At 64.5% G+C, this 22,837-nt stretch carries 17 protein-coding genes and 4 pseudogenes; 8 read left to right on the forward strand and 13 right to left on the reverse strand.

What is annotated here, in order from left to right; translation table 11 throughout:
* Nucleotides 1-20: 20 nt before the first annotated feature.
* The 4 genes and pseudogenes from ACQPYR_RS35935 to ACQPYR_RS35950 form a co-directional block, all read left to right on the forward strand.
* The gene (locus ACQPYR_RS35935; protein WP_433621300.1) at nt 21-1,328 is read left to right on the forward strand and encodes an IS4 family transposase; all 1,308 of its coding nucleotides are present in this window, start codon (nt 21-23) and stop codon (nt 1,326-1,328) included.
* Between the two features lie 150 nt (nt 1,329-1,478).
* Nucleotides 1,479-1,574 (forward strand): annotated as a pseudogene (locus tag ACQPYR_RS35940) (NAD(P)-binding protein); the annotation flags it as partial.
* Nucleotides 1,575-1,722: 148 nt separating this feature from the next.
* Nucleotides 1,723-1,821, forward strand: a pseudogene (locus ACQPYR_RS35945) (hypothetical protein); the annotation flags it as partial.
* 71 nt (nt 1,822-1,892) lie between these two features.
* Nucleotides 1,893-2,006, forward strand: a pseudogene (locus tag ACQPYR_RS35950) (NAD(P)-binding domain-containing protein); the annotation flags it as partial.
* Nucleotides 2,007-2,061: 55 nt separating this feature from the next.
* On the opposite strand, the pseudogene ACQPYR_RS35955 reads toward ACQPYR_RS35950, so the two are convergent.
* The 6 genes and pseudogenes from ACQPYR_RS35955 to ACQPYR_RS35980 all read right to left on the reverse strand — a co-directional run.
* Nucleotides 2,062-2,253: pseudogene (locus ACQPYR_RS35955) on the reverse strand (LysR family transcriptional regulator); the annotation flags it as partial.
* Between the two features lie 168 nt (nt 2,254-2,421).
* Nucleotides 2,422-5,700: a protein kinase domain-containing protein gene (locus ACQPYR_RS35960; RefSeq protein ID WP_433635334.1), complete on the reverse strand. Its 3,279-nt coding sequence runs from the start codon at nt 5,698-5,700 to the stop codon at nt 2,422-2,424.
* A gap of 351 nt (nt 5,701-6,051) precedes the next feature.
* Nucleotides 6,052-6,963: a LysR family transcriptional regulator gene (locus ACQPYR_RS35965; RefSeq protein ID WP_433623516.1), complete on the reverse strand. Its 912-nt coding sequence runs from the start codon at nt 6,961-6,963 to the stop codon at nt 6,052-6,054.
* 76 nt (nt 6,964-7,039) lie between these two features.
* Nucleotides 7,040-7,825, reverse strand: coding sequence for an HpcH/HpaI aldolase family protein (locus ACQPYR_RS35970; protein ID WP_433623518.1), 786 nt, complete (start codon nt 7,823-7,825; stop codon nt 7,040-7,042).
* A 30-nt stretch (nt 7,826-7,855) separates the two neighbouring features.
* The gene (locus ACQPYR_RS35975; RefSeq protein WP_433623520.1) at nt 7,856-9,037 is read right to left on the reverse strand and encodes a DUF3500 domain-containing protein; all 1,182 of its coding nucleotides are present in this window, start codon (nt 9,035-9,037) and stop codon (nt 7,856-7,858) included.
* Entirely contained in the window at nt 9,027-10,127 is a 1,101-nt protein-coding gene (locus ACQPYR_RS35980) for a zinc-dependent alcohol dehydrogenase (protein ID WP_433623522.1), read from the reverse strand. Before ACQPYR_RS35980 ends, ACQPYR_RS35975 begins: the two co-directional genes overlap by 11 nt.
* A gap of 237 nt (nt 10,128-10,364) precedes the next feature.
* On the opposite strand from ACQPYR_RS35980, the gene ACQPYR_RS35985 reads away from it, so the two are divergent.
* Complete coding sequence (locus ACQPYR_RS35985) at nt 10,365-11,711, forward strand: amidohydrolase family protein (RefSeq protein WP_433623524.1); 1,347 nt, start codon at nt 10,365-10,367, stop codon at nt 11,709-11,711.
* The gene (locus tag ACQPYR_RS35990; protein ID WP_433623526.1) at nt 11,708-13,846 is read left to right on the forward strand and encodes a bifunctional 3-(3-hydroxy-phenyl)propionate/3-hydroxycinnamic acid hydroxylase; all 2,139 of its coding nucleotides are present in this window, start codon (nt 11,708-11,710) and stop codon (nt 13,844-13,846) included. Before ACQPYR_RS35985 ends, ACQPYR_RS35990 begins: the two co-directional genes overlap by 4 nt.
* 14 nt (nt 13,847-13,860) lie before the next feature.
* Here the strand turns inward: ACQPYR_RS35990 and ACQPYR_RS35995 are convergent, their stop codons facing one another.
* From ACQPYR_RS35995 to ACQPYR_RS36005, 3 genes are read right to left on the reverse strand one after another with little or no spacing between them, the layout of a single operon-like run.
* Nucleotides 13,861-14,766, reverse strand: coding sequence for a LysR family transcriptional regulator (locus tag ACQPYR_RS35995; protein ID WP_433623528.1), 906 nt, complete (start codon nt 14,764-14,766; stop codon nt 13,861-13,863).
* 45 nt (nt 14,767-14,811) lie between these two features.
* Entirely contained in the window at nt 14,812-15,747 is a 936-nt protein-coding gene (locus tag ACQPYR_RS36000; RefSeq protein ID WP_433623530.1) for a dihydrodipicolinate synthase family protein, read from the reverse strand.
* Nucleotides 15,748-15,781: 34 nt separating this feature from the next.
* On the reverse strand, nt 15,782-16,567 hold the full coding sequence (locus ACQPYR_RS36005) for an SDR family oxidoreductase (RefSeq protein WP_433623532.1): 786 nt from the start codon (nt 16,565-16,567) through the stop codon (nt 15,782-15,784).
* A 265-nt stretch (nt 16,568-16,832) separates the two neighbouring features.
* Here ACQPYR_RS36005 and ACQPYR_RS36010 point away from each other — a divergent pair, with 265 nt between their 5' ends.
* On the forward strand, nt 16,833-17,912 hold the full coding sequence (locus tag ACQPYR_RS36010; RefSeq protein ID WP_433623534.1) for a zinc-dependent alcohol dehydrogenase: 1,080 nt from the start codon (nt 16,833-16,835) through the stop codon (nt 17,910-17,912).
* Nucleotides 17,899-19,056, forward strand: coding sequence for a DUF3500 domain-containing protein (locus ACQPYR_RS36015; protein ID WP_433623536.1), 1,158 nt, complete (start codon nt 17,899-17,901; stop codon nt 19,054-19,056). The genes ACQPYR_RS36010 and ACQPYR_RS36015 overlap by 14 nt, the downstream gene beginning before the upstream one ends.
* A gap of 58 nt (nt 19,057-19,114) precedes the next feature.
* Here the strand turns inward: ACQPYR_RS36015 and ACQPYR_RS36020 are convergent, their stop codons facing one another.
* Genes ACQPYR_RS36020 through ACQPYR_RS36035 form a run of 4 tightly spaced genes read right to left on the reverse strand, consistent with a single transcriptional unit; the run spans nt 19,115 to nt 22,772 of the window.
* Nucleotides 19,115-19,390: a hypothetical protein gene (locus tag ACQPYR_RS36020; RefSeq protein WP_433623538.1), complete on the reverse strand. Its 276-nt coding sequence runs from the start codon at nt 19,388-19,390 to the stop codon at nt 19,115-19,117.
* 51 nt (nt 19,391-19,441) lie between these two features.
* The gene (locus ACQPYR_RS36025; RefSeq protein ID WP_433623540.1) at nt 19,442-21,028 is read right to left on the reverse strand and encodes an FAD-dependent oxidoreductase; all 1,587 of its coding nucleotides are present in this window, start codon (nt 21,026-21,028) and stop codon (nt 19,442-19,444) included.
* Nucleotides 21,025-21,921 carry an alpha/beta fold hydrolase gene (locus ACQPYR_RS36030; RefSeq protein WP_433623542.1) on the reverse strand — a complete coding sequence of 299 codons (897 nt, stop codon included), beginning with the start codon at nt 21,919-21,921 and terminating at the stop codon, nt 21,025-21,027. The genes ACQPYR_RS36025 and ACQPYR_RS36030 overlap by 4 nt, the downstream gene beginning before the upstream one ends.
* Nucleotides 21,921-22,772 carry an alpha/beta fold hydrolase gene (locus ACQPYR_RS36035; RefSeq protein WP_433623544.1) on the reverse strand — a complete coding sequence of 284 codons (852 nt, stop codon included), beginning with the start codon at nt 22,770-22,772 and terminating at the stop codon, nt 21,921-21,923. Before ACQPYR_RS36035 ends, ACQPYR_RS36030 begins: the two co-directional genes overlap by 1 nt.
* Between the last annotated feature and the right edge of the window lie 65 nt (nt 22,773-22,837).

The raw sequence follows: 22,837 nt of genomic DNA on the forward strand, positions 1-22,837 counted from the left end.
CTGTCATCAACCGACGCGGCATGGTAGCCGCGGGTGTATTCGCGCCGGGTCATCTGGGGGAACTGACCCGGATCGTGTCGTTCGACCTGGTCGATGCGGCGCTGGAGGCGTCGGGCGCGGTGCAGTCGCGGGTGCGGCTGCTGCCCTCGCGGGTGGTGGTGTATTTGCTGCTGGCCGGGGCGTTGTTCACCGGGATTGGGTATCGGCAGGTGTGGGCGCGGTTGTGTGCCGGGCTGCCCGGCAGTCCGAGGGGGTGTCCGGGTTCCTCGGCGTTGTCGCAGGCGCTGCGCCGGGTCGGGCCCAAACCCCTGAAAGCGTTGTTCGACCTGGTCCGCGGGCCTGCCGTCGGTGCGGTGCGGTGGCGGGGTCTGTTGGTGTGCGCGATCGACGGCACCAGTGTGTTCGTGCCCGACAGCCCAGACAATGTGGCCGCGTTCGGTCGTCACGGCGGTGGTCACGCCCAGGCCGGTTACCCGATGCTGCGGTTGCTGGCAGTGGTGGCTTGTGGCACCCGCACCGTCGTCGATGTCGTGTTCGGACCCCTGCGGGTCGCCGAAACAGCCTATGCGCCACGCCTTTTCGGGTGTCTGCGTCCGGGCATGCTGCTGTTGGCCGACCGGAACTTCGCCGTCACGGCGTTGATCGAGCAGATCACCGGCACCGGCGCGGATCTGTTGATCCGCGCCAAACTCAACCGGCGCGTCCCCGCGATCGCGCGGCTGGGCGACGGGTCGTGGCTGACCCGCGCCGGCGCGGCGACGGTGCGGGTCATCGACGCCGAGATCGCCGTCTGCTGCGCCGGTGGGCCCCGGCGGGTCGAGCGGTATCGGCTGATCACCAGCCTGGCCGACGAGAAGCGTTACCCCGCACAGGAATTGGTGACTCTTTATCATCAGCGGTGGGAGATCGAAACCAGCTATTTCGAACTGAAATCGACCATGCTCGGTGGCCGGGTACTCCGTGCCCGCACCCCGGCCGGGGTCTGCCAAGAGGTCTACGCCCTGCTCATCACCTACCAGGCGCTGCGCACCGTCATCGCCGATACCGCCCTGGCCACAGGTGATTTTTCCGCGGACCGCGGAAGTTTCACCGTCGCCATGCACACCGCACGCGACCAACTGATCCACGCCGCCGGGATCATCAACGACACCACGATCGACCTCATCGGCACGATCGGCCACGCAATCCGGACCAGCCCGTTGACCCCACGCCGCGCACGCACCAGCCCCCGCATCGTCAAACGTGCCATCTCCAAACACCGCGCCAAGGGCGACATCGACCGCAACATCTACAAAACCCAGGTCAGCATTCATATCCTGCCCGGTTGACAACCGGGCAGAACCCCAAACTGCGCGGCCTTGGGCCTAGTGGACCAGTGGCACGCCAAACATGCTGGCGGGCACGATATCCCATCAGCTGCCCCGCTCCCGGCCACCGACAGGGGCACGGTCTGACCCCACAACTACGACGCCATCGTCATCGGCGGCGGCCAATCCGGACTCGCCGCCGCACACCATCTACGCCGAGCAGGCCACACCGTGGCACTGCTGGAAGCCAGCGCCGAACCCGTCGGCTCCTGGCCGCACTACTACGACAGCCTCACGCTCTTCTCGCCCGCCAAATACAGCTCCCTACCCGGACTTTCGTTCCCCGGTCCACCAGACCGCTACCCACACCGAGACGAAGTCATCGACTACCTACGCCCGAACCCTCGACGCCGACATCCACACCGGCCAACACGTCGACACCGTCGACTACATCGCCGACCGATTCACCGTGCACACCAGCACCGGCGACAACTTCACCGCCCCACGCCTGATAGCCGCCACCGGAACCTTCAGCACGCCCCACCTCCCGCCCCTGCCCGGGCAAGACCGCTTCAGCGGCGAATCATCCACGCCAGCAACTACCGCACACCCGTCGACTTCGCCGACCAGCACGTCGTCGTGGTCGGCGCCGGAAACTCCGCCGTACAGATCGCCACCGAACTCGCCGACCACGCCACCGTGACGCTAGCCAGCCGAGCGCCAATACCGGCAACAGACGGCGTGCCAGCGGCGTCAATACGTACTCGTGATCGCACCGGCTCAGCAGTTCGTCGTCGAAGTGGCGACGCAGGCACGCAAGCGCGGAACTCATCGCCGGCTGCGAGATGTGCAGTCGCTGGCCGGCGCGAGTGACGTTACGTTCCTCCAGCAACGCCAACAGTGACACCAGCAGGTTCAAATCCAGGCGAGTCAACGGCGTGGTCATGACAGGGTCCTTGCAGCAGCATAGTTACGGTAGATGGGTGGTCCGGCTGGGAATGGCATCGGCGACTTCGAGTCGAACAACGCAGGGAACTCAGACTCCTAGTTAAGCTTGCACAGCCGTGCAATGTGCGCCACACAGGACATCCGCCACAGATGCTCAGCACAAGTCCTATGCGGAACTCTCGCGCTGGGCTTCGTCCGCGATCCAGGCCGCAATCTGGGCGCGGGAGGTGAATCCGAGTTTGCTCAGGATATGTTCCACATGCCCCTCCGCGGTGCGTAGCGAGATCACCAATTTCGCGGCGATCTGCTTATTGGTGAGTCCCTGGGCAATAAGGTCTGCGACTTGCCGTTCGCGCTTGGTGATTGTCAGGTGGGAAGCGGGCGCGGCGGCGGTTGTCGACTCCCCCAGGGCGTAGGTCACCGCAGCGTTGTGCCCCATGGACCGGCCGCGCCGGAACGCGACGTCGAATCGTCGCTCCCCGAGCGCGCGACGCACCATGCGCTCGCATTCGTCGTGAACGTGAGACAGCTGCGGGAAGACAGAAAACCCGGAGGAGGCTCTCAACAGATTCTCCGCTGCCCCCATCAGCACGGCCGCGCGCTCACCATCGCCATCTGCGAGGGTCCAGGCCAGTCCCTCGAGATCGAACGCCGCGACGACAGGGCTGCGTATCCGCCGGTTGACTCGCAGCGATTCCCGCAGCAGCAGTTGTGCGCGCGAGCGCTCGCCTTGCTGCCATGCGGCAATGCCCAACCCCCACAGCGCAGTCGACCGATAAAGCGATTCACCGCATTCTTCGGTGATGGCCAGCATTTGCTCCTGATATTCGATCGACCGCGGTATATCGCCCTGCGCTGCGTGCGCCCAACCGAGCAGCATCAACGCAGAGACGTGGAGGTATCCCCGCCGATTCGAGCTGAACACCTCCACGGCACGCTCGAAGAAGGGGACCGCGCGAGCAGGTTCATCCCGATAAAGCGCCACGGCGCCGGTGGCGTAGGCGATCAGCGCTTGGTTCATGGGAGTGGGATCCTGCTCGGCGAGTGCGCGCGCCTGCTCCAGCAGGGAAGCGGCCGATCGAAGGTCCCGCTGCGTCGCGGCCATAAAAATGCAGGCTTCGAGCGCTTTGACACGGTCCGGTATCGAGCCCGCGTCGGGGTTGGCCAGGGCGCGGTCGAGCCACCGTCGACCTTCACCGTAGAGACCCCGAAAGCTCCAGAACCCGAACAGCGTGTTGGCAGTGCGCAGCCCGGCCTCGGCCGAGTCCGCACTGTCCTCGGAGAAACAGAACTCGAGCGCATCCCGCAGATTGGGTTGCTCGCGATCGAGGCGGGCCAGCCAGTCGGGCTGGCGATCACTGATCCACTCGGCCACGGAATCCCGCACCAACCGCTCGCACCAATCGCGGTGTCGCCGACGTAGATCCTGGTATTCGCCGGACTCTCGCAACTGCTCGCGCCCGTATTCACGCACGGTCTCGAGCATCCGGAAGCGCACGACGCCATCCAGTTCGTCGCGGAGCACAATCGACTTATCCACCAGCGACGACAACGCGTCCAACAGATCCTCCGCTGAACCCACATCGCACACCTGCTCGGCAGCATCGAGTTCGAAACCACCGGCGAACACCGACAACCGGACCCACAACCGCTGCTCGACCGGCGTGCACAACTGATAGCTCCAGTCGATACACCACCGCAACGTCTGATGCCGCCTCGGCGCGCTGCGACGACCACGAGTGAGCAGCGCGTACCGATCGACGAGCCGCTCCAGGATCTGCTCGGGCGACATAGCGCGCATCCGCGCCGCGGCAAGTTCGATCGCCAACGGCAACCCGTCCAGCCGCGAACAGATCCCAACCACAGCGGCCTTATTCTCCTCGGTGACCGCGAAACCCGGCACGACCGCCGCAGCGCGTTCGGCGAACAAACTCACCGCATCGTATTTGGGCAATCCCCGCAGCGTGGGCGCACTGCCAGCGCCCGGAACGGCCAACGGCCGCACCCGCAACACCGCTTCCCCGGCAATATCCAACGGCTCACGGCTGGTGACCAGGATCCGCACACCCGGACACCCCAGCAACAACTCCTCGGCCAGCTCCGCCAACGCATCCACAATCTGCTCGCCATTGTCCAGAACAAGCAGCATCTCCTGGGAACGCAGGAACCCGACCAGCACTTGCCGCATCGGCCGAGCCGAATCGTCGCGCAGGCCCATACCGGCCGCCACGACATCGACCAACAGTGCCCGGTCGCGCACGTCGGCCAATTCGATCATCCGCACACCATCCGCAAAATCGCGTCGAGCATTCGACGCCGCCTGCAGGGCCAGCCGGGTCTTGCCGACACCACCGATCCCGGCCAAGGTCACCAACCGCGATACCGACAGCAGGTTCTTGATCTCCGCCGTCTCGGTGCGGCGGTCGACGAAACTGGTCAGCTCGAGCGGCAACTCGCCGGGACTGCCGTGACCTTCTTCGGCCTGCCGCGGGGCCGATTCCGGCATCGACGGCATGTGCTCCTGCGGACCGGGAACGGCAGCGTGTGTGCCGTACAGGGCCATATCGCCCACCTGATATCCGTGGTGACGCTGTACCTGCCGGATGGCCTCGCCGACCTCCGTCGCCGACGGGCGTGCCTGCGGATCCCGGTTCATCGCCGATTCCACCACCGCCGACACATCATCGGGAATACCGCTATCCCGCAAATCCGGCACCGGCTGACTGGTGATCCGCAAAAACTGCGCCACCACCTGCTCACCACTGCGACGCTCGAACGCCGCATGCCCGGTCAACGCGCAGAACACCGTCGCACCCAGCCCGTAGACATCCGCAGCCGCCGTCGCAGTCTCGCCACCGAGCACCTCGGGGGCGGTGAACGCCGGGGACGCGGTCAAAATGCCCGTCGCCGTCTCGAACCCACCGACGATGCGGGCGATACCGAAATCGGTCAACGCCGGTTCACCGTAATCGGTCAGCAGAATATTGCCCGGCTTCACATCCCGATGCACGATCCCCAGTCGGTGTGCACTCTCCAGCGCGCCGGCGATCTTCACCCCGACCCACAACACGGTCTGCGCGGGCATCGCCCCCTCGCGACGGATCCACGCATCCAGCGAGTCCAACGGGTGATACGGCATCACCAGATAAGGGCGCCCGCCTGCGGTGACACCCACCTGCAGCACCGTCACGATGTTCGGATGCCCGGTCAGTCGTCCCATCGCCTGCTGCTCGCGGAAGAACCGCTCCCGATTGTCTTCGTCCAACTCGGCGGTCAGCACCTTCACCGCTACCGTGCGATCCAACGCCACCTGCGTGCACCGATACACCACACCGAAACCACCGCGGCCGATCTCTTCGGCATCCTCGAACCCGGAAGCGCTCAACTCCACCGAGACGGGCATATTCACATCACGGCGGGTCCGCGGCGGATCGTCGCCGACCATCAGAAGTGTGCGATCCACTCCGCACGTGCACGAACACCGGACACCATGCGCTTACCTTTCGACAATGCCCAGCGTATCGCCGACCACAGTGCATGGGCCGCGCTTCCGGGCCGCGCGTTGTCGGCCTTCAGCCCAGAGCGCCCTCAGCCGGAACCGCGGTGGGTGGAACCCGCTCGTCCCACCTGCGACGGAGTCAATGCGACGGAGTCAATCCGCTGGTCGCCGCACGGGCCAGGGCCGCGCAGGACGAACGCGAACCCGACACACCGGTGAGACCAGCGGCCACACGAAGCCTGGGTGACCGCTGGTGCGTTGATTCGGACAGCCTGTCGCGCCCGTAAAACGCTCGACTCAGGTGAGCGAGCAGGACTGCGGGAGATCGGCTCGCGCCAACAGTTGCGACTGGGCACGGCAGAGGATGTCGACGTAGACATCGGACAGATATCGAGAACCGGGTCGGGAGTACGCGCAGATTTCGCGGTAGATCGGCGGTGTCAACGACCGGGCGAAGCGACGATATTCCCCGCGTACCGCATTGTCGGGGACCAGCGTAACCGCCACACCGCCGGATGCCAGCTCCAATGCGGCCTGGACCTGCGCGGTCCAGACCGCGGCGACCGGTTCGAATCCGGCTGCGGCGCAGAGTGTTCTGATGACCCGCGTCAGTCCGTCCTCCTTGTCGAACAGCACCCACTGGTGGCCCTTCAGATCCGCCAGTGACAGCGGCGCGTCGGTCGATACACCACTGTCGGGACCGGCGACAAGGACCAGTTCTTCGAACCCGATGGTGCCTACCTCGGCGCCGGAGAAACCCGTTCGAGGACCGATCGCCAGATCGCCTTCACCGTCCCGGAACGCGGCCTCCATCGCTTTGGCATGCGGGTAATCCTTGATCTCTAGCACGACCTCGGGAAACCTTTCGTGCCAGACGGTGATCCCCACGGGAAGGATGCCGTTGGCCACCGATCGGACGGTGAGCACCTCCAGATCGCCTCGTTGACCGGTCCGCGCATCATCAACTGCGTGTTCGGCCCTCTCGACGGCGGCGAGAATATCTCGTGCCACGGGGAGCAGGGCCCGACCCGCGGGAGTGGGCCGAATGCCCTGCGGCGTGCGGTCGAGCAGCGGGACCTTCAGTTCTGTTTCCAGACGCTTTATCTGCTGGGAAAGTGAAGGTTGAGCGATGAACAAGCGCTCGGCCGCCGTGGTGAACGACTCCAGCTCACACACCGCGACGAAATATTGAAGCCGTCGTAGGTTCACGATTGCGCACGCTACGAGCCCGCATCGGCGTTGTCCATGGGGCCTGCGTCTCGGAGCTGGAACGTGCGCGGATCGGCTAGTCGGAGCCGTTGGACAGCTGTGCGAGATGGCTTTTGGCAGTCTTTTCCAGATGCACCAGATCGTTGGCGATACTGACCCAGTCGAAGCCTTCGGCGAGCTGGCGGGCGGCGGTGGCGCCGTCCGGACAATGCATGCCCACGGCTTTGCCCGCCGCTTGGGCCGCCTTCAGCACAGTGCGGACGGCCTCGTCGAACTCGGCGTCGACCGTGGGGTCGGTGGCACTGGTGCCGCCGAGCGACAGGCGCAAATCCGATGGTCCGATGTAGATGGCGTCGACTCCGGGAACCGATGCGATCTCGTCGACATTGCGGAGCCCGGACGCGGTCTCGATCATCACCACGCAGGCGATCTCGGCGTTGGCCTCGGCCGGTGACGGCCCGATTCGCAGCCCTGCACGCAGTGCCCCGTTACTACGGACACCTACCGGCGGAAAGCGACAGGCCGCCACCGCCGCTGCGGCCTCAGCCGCCGTATCGACCATCGGAACAATGACGCCGCGAGCACCCGCGTCGAGCGCCTGGGAGATCCAGAACTGATCATTGGCCTGCACCCGGACGAGCGCAGCCGTACCCGCTGCGTCGATCGCGGTGATACCTGCCAGCAGGCCCCGGTATTCGAGCAGGCCGTGCTGGGCGTCGAGGCAGACGAAGTCATAGCCGGACATGGCGATCCGCTCGGTGGCCACCGGGTTGTCGCATACCACCCAGTAGCCGATGGTCCGCCGCTTGGACCGCAACCGCTCGGCGAATCCAGTCGCGCCGTTCGTCGAATCATTCGTCATTGTGCTCATTTCCGGGCCAGGAGCGGCCTCTCAATGGGAGTGATGTTTCCGATGTTCGGCAAGGGTGTCGAAGCCGAAGTCCGCGGACAGATCCCGCCATATGGCATGCGCGTGATTCGCCTGACGCTGTGTGTTGTCGTATTCGATCAACAGGTCAGGGCCTTGTATCCGGTAGTAATGGGGATCATCCGGTGCCATGCCACCCGCCCAGCCGAACCAGGTCACGTCGAGTACCGCGTCGGTTGCATAACGCGCGAAATGCAGCTCTGTCATTGCGGTCGCGACCCGGCCGGTATACAACGCGATCAGTCGCCGGAGGTCGGCACGCTGCGTGGAATCGAGGTCTCGCGCGCAGATCCCCTTGGGCGGCACGGTAATCGCCAGGGCGGCGTGATCGGCTTCGGTGTAGCCGCTGGCCTGTTCCGCGCGCTCGTCGATGTCATCGACAAGCTTGTTCAGCGCGGGGTCCTCGAATTGGCCGCGCCATAGATCCTGCATATGCATCATGGTGTCGCCGTGTGTCACACGGGCTCGGTTGCCGGAAACGATGTCCGATATCGCGGACTCGTGCAGCAATGCATGTTTGCGCTGTTCCGCGGTGAAGGACCTGACCAGGTTCCGTGCGACATCCTCGATCCCGCCGAGCGGGCGAAGCGGCGCTCCACCCAGCAATAATGTGCTCGCCGGATCGGCGCCGATGAAGCACGGGGTCGTCGATACCAGGCGACCGTCGACGATCAGGTTGTTCAGCGAAATGTGGTGACCGCCGAAGCGCCAACCCCACACCGGGCCGCCCGGCACGCCGAAAACCCTGATCCAGTACAACCCGGGATCGCGCCCCCTTTCCCGCGCCCAGCGAGCCGTCCAGCCTTCAACCTGGTCCAGGACGTTCTCCAGACCGACAACAGTCGAGACGGTGGCATACCCGGCCCGCGACAGTCCCGACGCCACCAGTTGCATCGCCAAGCTCTGCTGGTGCGCCGACTGGTGACGCAACGCCAGCCCGCCATGGTCGGTCGGCGTGTAGTACCACCGCACTCGCTCCGCGTCGGCATCGGGCAGCAGCGGGGAATCGAACAGCGCGTCGCCACGCTGATCGGCGGCCAGCGCAGCCAACCATGCGGTGGCCGCGCCCTCCATCGCGGCGGCCACTGCCTGCCTCGGGTCGGTCACGACACTCGACGTCACCGGATCCTGGACGCTACCGACCATGGGTCGCTTCCGCGTCGTCGGATATGTCGAGCATCACCTTGATGGCATCACCTCTGCGTTCGGCATAGGTGTCGAATGCTTCACCGATGTCCTCCAGTGGGAAATGGTGTGTCACGAGTGCGTCGGTATTCAGCCTTCCCTGGCCTGCCAGGGAAACGGCTCGTGCCACCGAGCCCGTCCCTTCGCCACGCACGGTTTGCAGTGAGATTCCGTTCATAACGGCATGGTTGAGGTCGGCCAGCACCGGCTCCGCGAAAAAGCCGACGAGCACGACTTTGCCGGACCGCTTGGCCATATGGATCGCCTGATCCACTGCGGGCCCGGCACCCGAACACTCGAGGACGATATCGGCGCCGAACCCGCCGGTGTGGTCGCGTACCGCGGCAACGGCGTCCTCCGCGCGCGAATTGAGCACCAGGTCGGCGCCGAACTGCTCACCGAGTTTCAACCGGCTTGCCCTGGTGCCCACCAGAGCCACCTTGTCAGCGCCGAGTTGGCGTGCGACCTGAACAGCAAGCAGCCCGATGGGCCCGGGACCGATCACGGCGACACTCGCGCCGACAATGAGAGAACCGAGAACATCGAACGCGTGCATGACCGAGCCGACGGTGGTGAGAACTACCGCCGCATCGAAATCCACCGAAGCCGGAAGCAGATGCAGCGTGGACACATGGTTGTTCACATATTCGGCGAAGCCGCCGTCGACCGTCATCCCCTGCGACCTGTGCCCCTTTTCCCGCTTCCCGGAATTCAGGCAATCGGTATATGAACCCGCCAGGCAATTGACGCATCGCATACAACCTCGATGGGCCTCGGCCACGACCCGATCACCGACCGAGAACTCGTCGACATTGCCGCCCACCGCAGCCACCACACCCGCGTACTCGTGGCCGGGGACAAAGTTTTCAGCAGGCGGCCCGCCACCGCCGAAGAACTTGTGACTGCGAATTTTTAGGTCCGAACCGCACAGCGACGCCCGGCGGACGCGGACCAGGACGTCGTCCGGTCCCACCTCGGGCACAGGCAACCGCGTGGTTGCGATCGTCCCCGGCTCGCCGAGTACGGCAGCCAACATTGTCTCAGAGGGCATCTGCAGCCTTTCAGTTCGAGCAGAACACCAGTTGGTCCTTGATTGTGTTGGCCCCGTAGTCGGCAAGTCCAAGACCAGAAGCGCGAGATACGCATAGGCAACGCCTATAGAGGTGCAGATCGCCGTCACCCGCTTCCGGCTCTTCCACCATTGACAGCGGGCATAATAACGGCAACACTGTGTCCATTATGGTGGATGTGCTCTACACCTCACCCCAGGTTCCGATTGGAGGCGTTCATGAATTCTGACGGTCGCTTGCTGCTTCGCGGCGGAATCGTCCTCACTATGGACGAAACACTGGGTGATCATGAACGCGGCGATGTGCTTATCGAGGACGGCAAGATCGTCGAGGTGGGTCAGGATTTACAGGCCGATGCCCAGGTGCTCGATTGTGCGGGCAAAATCGTGCTTCCCGGCTTCGTGAACTCCCACCACCACATGTTCCAGACCGCCTTGCGCTCGTACTGGGCCGATGCGACAGATCTGGACTATTTCATGCAATCCCGGACGGGGGCCGACGCACTGTTCCACCAGTACACGCCCGAGGACGTCTACTGGGGACAATTCGGCGGAGCACTGGAGAACCTGGCCGCGGGCACCACGACCGTCGTCGACACATCACAATGCTCATACACCCCCGAACACACCGACGCCGCGCTCGAAGGAATCCGCCGATCCGGCATTCGGTGCGTCTTCAGCTTCTCGCCTTCGCTCGGCGATCACGAGCCGGACCCGTCCTATGCCCATCCCGAGGACATCCATCGCCTCATCGATAAGGCCGGTGCGGTCGACGACGGAACACTCGTCCGCCTGGCACTGGGCTATCACATCGATGAGGATTTGTTCGCGCTGGCCCGCGACCTCGCTCTGCCCGTGTTCGCGCACGTCAACGAAGCGAGCTGGGGTTATGTGCTAGAGGAGTTCGAGAAGGAAGGACTGCTCGGTCCCTGGATCACCTACATCCACTGCCTCGGTATCGGGGACCCCGCATGGCGAGCCATCGAGCGGACCGGCGGCAAGGTATCGATCTCGACCAGTGCCGAGCAATCGCTCACCATGGGCCAACCGGCCTTGCAGACGGCCCTCGAACATGGCGTTCCGACGAGTTTCGGCACCGACACCGTGGGCATCGCACCCGTGGACTTCTTCTCCCAGATGCGGGCGGCCTTCTACTGGCAGCGCAGTCGCATCCAAACGGCGATGCAGAATGACTCACCTACGGTGCAGCCGATTTCGGTGCGCGACATCCTCCGTATGGCAACACTCGGCGGAGCCCAGGGGGCTCATCTCGACCACCTCGTCGGTTCTCTCACCCCAGGCAAACGGGCAGACGTCATCACGCTCAACGCCCGCACCCTCAACGCCGGTCCGGTGAATCACGCGGCCGGCGCCATTGTCCAGCACATGGACACCAGCAACGTCGACACCGTGATCGTGGACGGGCGCATCGTCAAGCGCGACGGGCACCTACTCGACGTCGACGTCGAAGCAGTACTACAAGAACTCGAACGTTCGGCCTCCGGCCTCATCAGCCGTTCCCGAGCGACCGACATCCTTTTCACCGGTTGCCGACACCTGTCATGACGTTCGACGTTGCCGTGATCGGCCTGGGTCCGGTCGGAGAGTTGGCGGCGCTGCTGCTGGCACGTGCAGGGTTGACGGTATTGGCGCTCGAGCGCGAGGGCGACGTGTACCCCCATCCGCGTGTCGGTGTTCTCGACGGAGAAGCGCTGCGCACGCTTCAGAAAGCGGGAGTGTACGAGCGCACGGTTCCCGACATGCTCCTCGGGGCCGGTGCCCAGTGGGTGTCGGCTCGCGGCAAGGTTGTCGCGACGACGCTGCCGACGGAGAAACCGCAGGGGCATCCGTGGATATCGGCGATCTACCAGCCGTTGCTGGATACGCAACTTCGGGCGGCCCTCGCGGAGTACCCGGAGGTCGATATCCGACTGGGGCACCGGCTCACCGGGTTGACCCAGGACGACGAAAGCGTCGAACTCACGTTTCGTGACGTCAACGGCGGGACCGGCAACGCGCGCGCACGCCTCGTCGTCGGCTGCGATGGTGCCAATAGTGCGACCCGCGAAGCGATCGGCGTCCAGCTCGTCGGATCCACGTACACCGATACGTGGCTCATCCTCGACGCGAAGCTGCCGGAACCGGTCACCCATCTTCCGTATTTTCAGATGACGCTGGACCCGGCGGCGCCCAGTCTGACCGGCCGACTCGCCGCTGGTGGGCACCGCTGGGAACGCAAGGTAATGCCGTGGGAGGACCACGACGAGATCCTTACCCCACGGGCTGCGCGACGGCTGATCGCTGAGGTTGCGGATCCCGACACCGCGGAGATCTTGCGCCATCTCATCTACACTTTCCGAGCCCAGAGCGCCGAGCGCTGGCGGGTCGGAAGGGTTTTGCTGTGTGGCGACGCCGCCCATCTGATGCCTCCGATGATCGGCCAGGGTCTGAATTCGGGAATCCGGGATGTCACCAACCTGACCTGGAAAATCGCGGCCGTGGTGAATGCCGGTGCGCCGCTGCGGATCCTCGACTCCTACGAGGCCGAGCGCCGTCCGCACGCCGACGCGATAACCGCGATGTCGGTCCGGGTCGGCCGTCTGGTCACCATGCAATCGCGGTGGGCGGTGGCGATTCGCGACGCGGTGGGTGTGACGCTGCTGCGGGTACCGCCGTTGCGGGAACACGTTCGCCAAGGCCGTTGGCGCCCGCCAGCCCGGTACCGACGCGGTTTGCTGTTGGCGCGCCCATCGCTGCGCTCGCCGGTTGGCCGCCTGTTTCCCCAACCGCTCGTGCGGACGTTCAGTGGAGCGGAGCATCGACTCGATGACGTCTCGGGCTCTGGCTGGCGCCTCATCGGCTGGGATGCCGATCCGCGCAAAGCGCTGAGCACACACGGCCGCCACATCGCCGAAGACGTCTTGGGCGCGACCTACGTAACGCTGACCTCACCGGGGCAGCGCCCAGTCCATCGGGGCGCCCCGACCCAGATCCTCGAAGACCTCCATGAGCTGGCCCGTCCATACTTCAGGCGGCAACCATTCGTCGTACTCCGTCCGGACCACTATGTGTGCGCAAATCCCTCGTCGACTGCGCTCGACAGCACTGTGCAGACGTTGGCGCAGCAGATATCGAACGAATCGTCTTGGCCCTCGCAGGCACACACCACCGTCGACCGAACCGGTGTCTGGAAACTCGATCCCGCAACCGCGGACATCAGGTTCTTCGCCCGTGGGCTCTGGGGGCTCCTCCCGGTATCCGGCCGCTTTCGTCGAGCATCCGGCTCGTTGACCTGGGGCCAGAATGGAACAGCCATGGTGCTGCTGGAACTTCACGCTGCTAGCGTCGCGACCGGTATCGGATTACGAGACCGCCATCTGAGCGCGCCCGACTTTCTGCACGTCCGAAAGCACCCGGTGATTTCGTTCCATGGCGACGCCATCAGTCGCGGCCCGGCGCGACTCGAGGTGGCCGGCAAGCTGACCATTCGCGACGTCACGACCGAAATGCAGCTCGATGTCGAACTAACACCGGACGGCCCCGAAGTCGTCGCCGCGACGACAGCGCGAATCGACCTGTCCGCCTATGGCATCGCACCGCCGTTCGGCATCGTCCGCCCCGAGGTCGAGCTCGAGCTTCGGGGCCTCCTCATCCGCGTCCACCGGGGAACCGATAGCACCGACCTACTTACGTCCAGTTGACTCGGCCGGGGACACTAACAGCGCAGCGCATCTGCCGGTAGGTCCCCCGCCGCTGTGAGTGGAAGCTCGAGGGTGACGAGGAGGTCTCGATACCGTTGCGCCAGTTGGGTCGGCGCGCTGCGACTGTAGGCGACGATCTCGCGGTAGACCCCCGGACCGATCCGTCTGGTGTGCTGTACCCAGCCGCCGGGCACGACATTATTGGGCACAAGTGCTACACCGAGGCCTTCCATCGCGAACAGCAGAGCGGCGGTCACCTGCCCGGTACGCGCCACGGCACGAGGGGTGAATCCGAGGCTGGTGGCTATCCGGTCGGCGATTTCACTCATGCCCTGCTCGGGCTCGTAAAGGATCCAATCGGCTGCGGCGAGTTGCTCCGGTCCCACCGAGGAACCCGTGTCTCGTCCCGCCGGGCCGACCAGCACCATCTCCTCGTAACCGAGTGATTCGACCGGTCCGTCCCACGGTTCGGGCCGCGGGCCGACCGCGATATCGCCCTGTCCGCTGCGCACGGCGTCCTCGAGGGCACGGCGATGCGAGAAGTCGTGCACCCGAAGGACAGCGGTCGGAAACAGCGCGTGCCACCGCACCGCGCTCGGGGGCAGTATCCCGGAGGCGACCGACCGCACGGTGAGCACGTGCACGTCACCGCTTCGCCCCTCGACGACCTGATGTACCGCGGCCGCCGCTTCCTCAGCAGCCTGCAATACTCGCTGGGCCTGGGGGAGGAAGACGCGTCCGGCGGGTGTGAGGGCAAGACCTTGTCGTCCGCGTTCGAGCAATATCGCGCCGAGCTCTTTCTCCAGCAAACGTATCTGCTGGGACAGTGACGGCTGCGAGACATACAGCCGTGCCGCGGCGGCGCTGAAAGACCCGCTTTCCCAAACGGCGAGAAAATACTCGAGTTGACGCAGTCGCATCAGTCGAAATTACCGCCGCCTACGGCCATTGCAAACGTACCTGAATCATGCGACCAGTTTCATTCGACTATCCCGGTGACCGAGGCGGGCGAGCAGATAGTCGATTTCGGACCGCGCTCGGCTCGACAGCACGCCGCGTGGCGCCCGCTGAGCATCGGAGGCGAGCAGTCCGCGCCGCTTCATGACGTACTTGCGTACGGCCAGTCCAATACCCGGTTGCTGTTCGTACCGCAACAGCGGCAGGTGTGCGTCGAAGATGTCATGGCCTTCATCGAGGCGGCCCGCAGCGGCATGACCGATCACATCGACCAACATTTCCGGAAAACAATATCCGGTCATGGCGCCGTCGGCCCCGCGCTCGACCTCGAAATCGAGGAAGAGACCACCGTTACCGCACAGAATCGAGAGACGGGGCATTTCACCGGCGGCTTCGAAGTCGCGTAATGCGCTGATCTTCTCCAGCCCGGGCCAGTCCTCGTGCTTCAGCATTACACAGCTGGGGACTACGCGGGCGATGCGTGCGACGACCTTGGGGCTCATGACAACCGAGAACGACAACGGGTAATCCTGCAAGACAAGGGGGACCGAGTCGCCGAGCGCGGCCGCGACGCCCTCGTAATAACCGACGATCTGGTCGTCGGTGCGCAATGTGTTGGGCGGAGCGACCATGACACCCGCCGCCCCTGCCGCCATGACATCGGAGGTGAGTTCGCGCATCGCCGCGTAACCGGGGGCGGACACTCCGACGACCACCGGCAGCCGGGTCCACTGCAGCACTTGGCCCACGATTCTTGTTGCTTCGTCGTGGGACAGTTTCGGTGCCTCGCCCATCTGGCCGAGCAGGGTAATCCCGGTGACACCGACTGATTCGTAGAAATCGACGAGTCGGCGCAGTGAGTCGAAGTCCACCGCGCCGTCCTCGTCGAATGGTGTGGGCGAAATGGCGAACACGCCCTTTGCCTCGCGGGTGAGCAGGGCCATGGTTGGAATCCTTGTGGCTGTGGAGGTTTCGGGATCAGAGGCTGGGGATGAGTCCGCCGTCGACGCGCACCACCGAGCCGGTGATGTAGGACGCTGTGGTGCTGGCCAGGAACGCCACGGTCGACGCGTACTCGTGCGGTTCGCCGTAGCGACCGATCGGGATGGTGGCCGCACTGTCGGCGGCGATCTGTTCGACGGTTCTGCCCAGCGCCTCGGCCTTGATCTGGTCGAGACGTTCGACGCGCTGGGTGCCGATGCGTCCCGGCACGACGACGTTGCAGGTGACCCCGTCCGCGGCCACCTCACGGGCCAGTGTCTTGGACCAGCCGAGCAATGCGGCACGAAGGCTGTTGGACATGCCGAGGTTGGGAATAGGGGCGATGATCCCAGAACTGGTGCTGGTGATGACGCGCCCCCACCCCCGTGCCTGCATACCGGGGAGGAGTCTGTCGCTGATAGCGATCACAGACAGCACCATGGAACGGAAATTGTCGAGCCACAACGCAGCGGGCTGGCCGAGGACCGGTGCGGGTGCGGGCCCGCCGGTGTTGTTCACCAAGATGTCGACCGGTCCGAAGGTCTGCTCGATCGCGGCGGCGTTGCCTTCGATGACATCGAGGTCGGCGATATCCCAACGCACTGCCATGGCCCGGCCACCCGCGGCAACGATCGCGTCACGGCGTGATTCGGCCGCTTCGAGATGGATATCCGCGACGACCACATTGGCGCCCTCGCCCGCGAGCCTTTCCGCGATCGCACCTCCGAGGCCGCCGCCTCCGCCCAGAACCAATGCCGTTCTGCTGTCTATTCCAAGATCCAACGTTGACTCCTCGACCGCAGGCCCGATGAAATTCCGGTGTTTTCATGAATCCGGCATTCACATATGCTCCGAACCGTACATGATGGAGGAGAGCGCACCCAATAGGAATAATCCACGATGCCTATAGGACAGACTTATACGCCCAGTTCAGCACGTCGTCGGCGCAGAGAGCTACGTGGTCGGCGCAAAATGACACTTGGACAAAGGAGATTTCTTTCACGTAGCCTCCTGATAATTCATCAATAGCCAAGCGAAAGGCGGTGCTGTGTCTATTCCGGATACTATGCTCGCGGCCGTAATCGGCGAGCCGGGAATTATCGGGACCACAACTTTGCCGGTGCCCCGCCCGGGGCCGGACGACGTTCTCGTGCGAGTACACCGAGCGTCGTTGTGCGGCACCGACCTCAAGGTCCGCAGCCGACGCTTCTTCGGTGGCGCAGGCCCGGCGCCGGGCACATTCGTTCCCGGCCACGAATACGCCGGCGTCGTGGCAGCCGTCGGCAGTGCCGTCGACGAATTCGCGGTTGGCGATCGTGTCGTCACGGAGGCACATCGGGGTTGCATGCGCTGCGCCAACTGCCTGTCCGGTTGCTATACGGACTGCTTGAACTACGGCAACCCGACCAAAGGCCATCGCACACTGGGCATGACGGTCAACGGCGGCTTCGCCGAATATGTCGTCAACCACGTCTCGACGCTGTATCGGCTGCCCGATCACATCGACTTCGACTCGGCGGTAATGCTGACCACCGCCGGCACCGTCATGCACGTCTACGACGTGCTCGATTCGCTCCTGGTCGGCGCCACTGTCGCGGTGATCGGCCCCGGCCCCATCGGGCTGTTGGCAGTGCAGGTAGCCTGCCAGCTAGGGGCGGACCTTGTGACGCTTGCCGGCACCCGCGCCGAGCGGCTGGAAATCGGAAAGCAGTTCGGGGCCGATCACCTGTTCAATGTCCGCACCGAGGATGCTGTCGCCGCTGTCCGGGAAGTCACCGGCGGCCTCGGCGCCGACGTCGTCGTCGAGTGCTCGGGCGCTGCGAGTGCGGTCGACGACGCGATCCACATGGCCAAGCGTTCCGGCAAGATCGTTTTGGCCGGATTCTTCGAACAGCCGGTATCTGCCGACCTCAACCACGCCGTCATGAACGGGATTTCGATCCAGACCGTCCGCGGCGAAGGCGCCGGCTCGGTGGCCAGGGCCCTGTCGCTGGCATCCCGCGGCCGACTGCACACCGCCGACCTGGTGACACATCATTTTCCGCTCGAGAACATCGCCGAGGCTTTCGACACCTACGCCGAACGACGAGACAACGCCATCAAGGTGATGCTCGATGTCGCCGAATGACGTCACCGACCTTTCCGTCCGCGAGCTGATCGCCGCCGACATGGCCGAGCGTGCGACAGCGTGGCTGGCGACCCTGACCCCCGAACAGCGACTTCAGGCACAGTTCGCCTCCCCACTGGTTCCGGACGCCGAGGCCGAACGGCTCCGATGGTTCTACACCCCGACCGACCACGGTGGACTCGCCCTTCGCGACCAGACCGCACGCCAGCAAGGCTTGGCAATGCAACTGGTCGCATCGGGCCTGTCGGAGGCCGGATATGCCACGGTCGCAACGGTGATGGGCTTGGAGAATGTCCTCGATCAGGTCGAAGGATGGCATGTTCATTGGGGGCGCGAACGAGGCCGGGATCCGGGTCTGTACTGGCTCAGGTTGTTCGGCCGACCCGGTGACCCGGTCTGGGCATGGCGCTTCGGGGGCCACCACATCTCGCTGAACAACCTGGTCGTCGGAGGCCGTGTCGTCTCGACGACCCCATGCTTCATCGGAGCCGATCCGGCCAGTACCGCACTGCTCGGTGAAGCGCTACGGCCACTGGGTGGACCGGAGGAGGCGGCACGGCAATTGGCCCGGTCGCTGGACTCGGACCGATACCGTGTGGCCTTATTGCACGAAAGCGCGATATCCGACATCGTCTCCGGTAACCGACCGGCCATCGCACACGGCGACACGATGATGCACATGCAGGATTTGTGGCGCGGCAGTTTCAGCGATCCGACGCTGCGGCATCTGGTCGACGATATCGACCGGCGTGCCGAAGAAGGCAGCGGATACACCGAAGCCGACCATGCGGCTATGGCCATCTACCTTCCGCCCACGGGCCTGTCCGCGCGCGATCTCGACCTGGGACAGCGCCACATTCTGCGGCAATTGATCGCGCTGTACAGCGGACGTGCACCGAGCGCACTCGCCGAGGCCCATGCCGCGCACTATGCGGCCGACAACGTACTCGACGAGATCCACTTCGCATGGGCAGGCAGCCTGCGCGCGGGAGACCCGCATTACTACCGCATCCAGGGCCCGGATCTGCTCATCGAGTACGACAACACCCAGCGCAACGCCAACCACGCACATTCGGTCTGGCGTAATCCGCGTTCGGATTTCGGGCTGGACAGTCTGGCCGAGCACCGCCGACGCTCGCATTGACAAAACAGCCGAAATGCTGCCCCGGTGCGGCAATTCGCCGGGGCAGCACCTCGTTTCTCTAGAACATGCCCGCCGTATTCACGGTCGGCAGCGAAAACAGACATTGGCACGGCATCGCCGGATAGCTCTGGTCCACTCGATCATCGACCGCGACGGCCCGAGCCCAGCCCCCTTCGATGGCCTCCCGCGCGAACGTTATGGCCGCCTCGTAGGAGGCAACGAAATGCAATGGTGAACCGATACCGAAATCGACCATCAGATGCCACATCATCGCATTTCCAAACTGACAAACGCCTTCAGCAGCGCTGACGGCGATCCGATCTGCTTCGAGCACTCGATATCCGCAGCTCGCCAGGTCGCGACGTAGCCGTTCCACCCAGAGGATTCACGCTTTCCTCCCGGCGTTGGGTACGGCAGGGGCGACGACGGCTGGAGTCATCGCAGCGGCATATGCCAGCGTCACCCGAGTCATCTCGGTAGTCGCGATGGAGCCGATATAGCCGTCGGGGCGGATCAACAGGAGCGCGGAGTCGGTCAGACCGTAGATCCGGGCAAAAGAACCGGTGATGTCGGCGAGCGCCACGTCGGTGTCGACATGATCTCCGCCGTTCACAGCGACCTTTCTCAGTTCCGCGCCCGCTGTCGGCCACCGCAACGCGGCCAGTTCCTCGGCCGCCGCCGCGCCGTAGGCGATTGCGGTGAAATGCGGTCCGCAAAAGAGATCGAACAGGCGCTGCCCTCCCCTGGCCGCGTTCAGCAGTTTCGCATCCGGTGCGCGGTCGCCGACTCGCAGCGTCGCGGTTCGTTCGGCATCGGTTTTCGCCAGTGGGCCGCCGCGGTAATGGAGGCCGAGCTGGCGTTCGTCATCACCGCGCTTGATCGACGACGGGTCCAGTTTGGCCAGACCCTCGTACTTTTTGGTCGCCAAGCCCAACACCCCGGCCGCGATCGGCTGCCGCTCGGCCTCGTAGGTATCGAGCAAGCTGTCCGGCGCACCAGCGAGCACCTGGCCGAGTTTCCAGCCCAGGTTGTAGGCATCCTGCAGACCGGTGTTGAGCCCTTGCGCACCCGCCGGGGGATGTACATGAGCGGCATCACCGGCGATGAATACCCGGTCCAACCGGTACCGTTCCGCCAGCCGAATGTTGGGGCGAAACACCGACTTCCAGCCGATTCGCGTCAAGCGCAGGCCCTTCTCACCGGTCTGAGCACGGAAGCGCGCATCGAGGTCGGCCTCGTCGAGAGCGGGCTCCTCACCAGGCTGCAGACGGATCATCACCTGAAACCGATCGGAATGCGGTAGCGGGCACGCACCGACGAACCGACCACCCGGACGCGGCCACACATGCCAGCGGTCCCGGGAAAGACCGTCCACCACGGCATCGACGATGATCATTCGGTCGGCTTCGTCGGTCTTGCCTTCGAACCCGATGCCCGCTGTTTTGCGGACCATGCTCGCACCGCCGTCGGCACCGACAAGGTAGCGAGCGGAGATCTCGGCGACACCGTCGGGACCCGAGACCGTTGCCACGACACCATTGGGGTATTGCTCGAATCCGACCAATTCACAGTTCTTTGCGACGGCCACGCCCATCCGCAAGAGCCCGTCGCGCAGCGCGGCGTCGGTACGGAACTGGGGAATCAACCACGTATTCGGGTGCGGCACATCGGATGTCACCTTGTTGCGGGAAACCATATGCCAGGGAACAGTCACCGGACCGGCGTGGACGCCCAACGGCGGGTAGGTGGCTCCAGCGGCGAGGATGTCGTCGAGGATGCCCAAGTCCTCGAGTACCTCCAGGCTGCGCGGCTGGACTCCCTTGGCGCGCGAACCGTCGAAGGACTTCGCGGCTTTGTCGATGATCCGCACCGCTAACCCGCGGCGGGCCAGATCGATCGCCAAGGCGGTGCCGGTCGGACCGGCACCCACGACGAGTACGTCGATCAGTTCGGGCTTCGGCTTGGTCTTCATCGTGAGGACTCTTTCTTGGCAGCTTCGACAAACGCGGTGAACAGCAGACTCATCTGGGCTGGCTCCTCGTAGGGCACCATGTGCCCGCATGGCGAGACAATGTGCGACTGGGTCGGCATGAACAACGCGGATACCTCGTCGAAGCTCGTGATCGGGGTCACGTCGTCTTCGTCGCCCCACAGCAGCATCTTCGGAAACGGCAGGCGCCCGGTCTGTCGATAGAGGTCCTGACGGCCGGCCAGCGGGAAGTCGGCGATCGTGGAAGTCAAGGCGTAGATCGAGCCTTCGAACTGGTAACACTCGCGCACCATCGCCGTGAGCGTCGCGGACTGCTGGGGATCCCGGACATTGTGCGACAGGTGCCGGTCGAGCATTTTGCTACCCAGCTTCTTTGCCAGAAAGGCGCCCAACATCTCGTGGCGCAGCAAGGGGGCGAAGGCGGGCGCGGGCTGCAGTCCAGCGGGGCCAGCCAACGTAAAGGTGGCGATGCGGTCGGTGTGCTGTTGAGCGAAAGCCATAGCCACCAATGCACCCATCGAAGCTCCGACGAGGTGGAAAGGTTCGGCCAGATCCAGCCGCTGAGTCAAGTCGGCGATTTGCCGCACGAACAGGGCCTCATCGTAGGCGGCCTGCACCCGATCGGAATAGCCGCGTCCGTAGGCACTGAAGGTAACGGTACGGAACCCGCGCGAATGCAGCTCGCCGACGAGTTGATCCCAGTAGAACAGCGGCGTGGTCAGACTGCCTGCGAACACGACGATCTCGCCGCCCTCGGGCCCGGCCATCTCGTAATGGGTTATCCCGTCACTGCATTCGATGAAGTCACCGCGCAGCTCGGCACGTGTGGCCTGGTCCAAGTGGCGGGTCTCGCCGGGCACCACGAAGTACTTCATCACTTTCCCTTCTTCGACGAGTTCGCCTCGGCGGTCAAAAAGTTCAGTAGCGCGCTGGCCACCCATTCCGGATCTTCGTCGGGGAGCAGGTGGCCAGTGCTGGGGTGAATCCGTTCGAGGCTGCCGGGGATGTCGCGAGTGAAATACTGGCCGTCGATGGACGCGCTGCGCAGCACCAGCGTGGGTGCTGCGATGGCCGGAGTCTCGGCGGTGCGGTCGATCTGTTCGGTGTTGGAGAAGTCGATGAACGCCTCTTGGTTGCCGGGCCTGGTCAGCATCGCGTATACCCGGTCGACCATCGCGTCGTCCACCACCGACTTGCGCGACCCGACCGCCGAGCGCAGATTGCTTGCGGTGGCCGACCTGGACGACAATTTGCGCATCAGCACGCGACCGGCCGGATTACGTGCCAGGCGCATCGCCAAGGGCAGCGACTTGCCTGGATAGCCGGTGGCATTGATCAACACCAGTCGGTCCACCCGCTGCGGGTAATCCAGTGCGAAGTTCCAGGCGATATTGCCGCCGAGTGAATTGCCGACCACCGACGCCTTGGAGACCGCGATGGAGTCCAGGAAGGCGGCGACTGTCTTGGCGTATGTCTGAATCCGGTAGTCCCGGTCGGCGCGCGGACCCGTGAGGCCGAAGCCGGGCAGGTCCGGGCGAATCACATCGAACGACGACGATAGCGCCGCGGCCACCGGGTCGAAGCAGTGCAGCGAGGAGCCGCTGCCGTGCAGAAGCAACACCGAAGGCCCCGCCCCGGCCCGCTTGTAGTGGATGTTGTGACCATCGACGATCGCGAAGCGCGAATCAGGGTCGATGTAGTCATCGGCAGCGGCTCGTCTACTCATAGTGGTTACAGCGTTGCCGATACATGACCCCAGGTCAAGTGATAGTGGCAACATTGTGACCAATA

It is taken from the genome of Nocardia sp. CA-120079 (genome assembly GCF_050955745.1).
Lineage (GTDB): Bacteria > Actinomycetota > Actinomycetes > Mycobacteriales > Mycobacteriaceae > Nocardia.

Bases quoted from the DNA above. Each gene is read 5' to 3' on its own strand.
- ACQPYR_RS35980 (WP_433623522.1), bottom strand. From the start codon at position 10,127: ATGCCCTCTGAGACAATGTTGGCTGCCGTACTCGGCGAGCCGGGGACG.
- ACQPYR_RS36035 (WP_433623544.1), bottom strand. From the start codon at position 22,772: ATGAGTAGACGAGCCGCTGCCGATGACTACATCGACCCTGATTCGCGC.
- ACQPYR_RS35975 (WP_433623520.1), bottom strand. From the start codon at position 9,037: ATGGTCGGTAGCGTCCAGGATCCGGTGACGTCGAGTGTCGTGACCGAC.
- ACQPYR_RS35960 (WP_433635334.1), bottom strand. From the start codon at position 5,700: ATGGTCGGCGACGATCCGCCGCGGACCCGCCGTGATGTGAATATGCCC.
- ACQPYR_RS36000 (WP_433623530.1), bottom strand. From the start codon at position 15,747: ATGGCCCTGCTCACCCGCGAGGCAAAGGGCGTGTTCGCCATTTCGCCC.
- ACQPYR_RS36030 (WP_433623542.1), bottom strand. From the start codon at position 21,921: ATGAAGTACTTCGTGGTGCCCGGCGAGACCCGCCACTTGGACCAGGCC.
- ACQPYR_RS35995 (WP_433623528.1), bottom strand. From the start codon at position 14,766: ATGCGACTGCGTCAACTCGAGTATTTTCTCGCCGTTTGGGAAAGCGGG.
- ACQPYR_RS35990 (WP_433623526.1), top strand. From the start codon at position 11,708: ATGACGTTCGACGTTGCCGTGATCGGCCTGGGTCCGGTCGGAGAGTTG.
- ACQPYR_RS36015 (WP_433623536.1), top strand. From the start codon at position 17,899: ATGTCGCCGAATGACGTCACCGACCTTTCCGTCCGCGAGCTGATCGCC.
- ACQPYR_RS36025 (WP_433623540.1), bottom strand. From the start codon at position 21,028: ATGAAGACCAAGCCGAAGCCCGAACTGATCGACGTACTCGTCGTGGGT.
- ACQPYR_RS35935 (WP_433621300.1), top strand. From the start codon at position 21: ATGGTAGCCGCGGGTGTATTCGCGCCGGGTCATCTGGGGGAACTGACC.
- ACQPYR_RS35985 (WP_433623524.1), top strand. From the start codon at position 10,365: ATGAATTCTGACGGTCGCTTGCTGCTTCGCGGCGGAATCGTCCTCACT.
- ACQPYR_RS35970 (WP_433623518.1), bottom strand. From the start codon at position 7,825: ATGACGAATGATTCGACGAACGGCGCGACTGGATTCGCCGAGCGGTTG.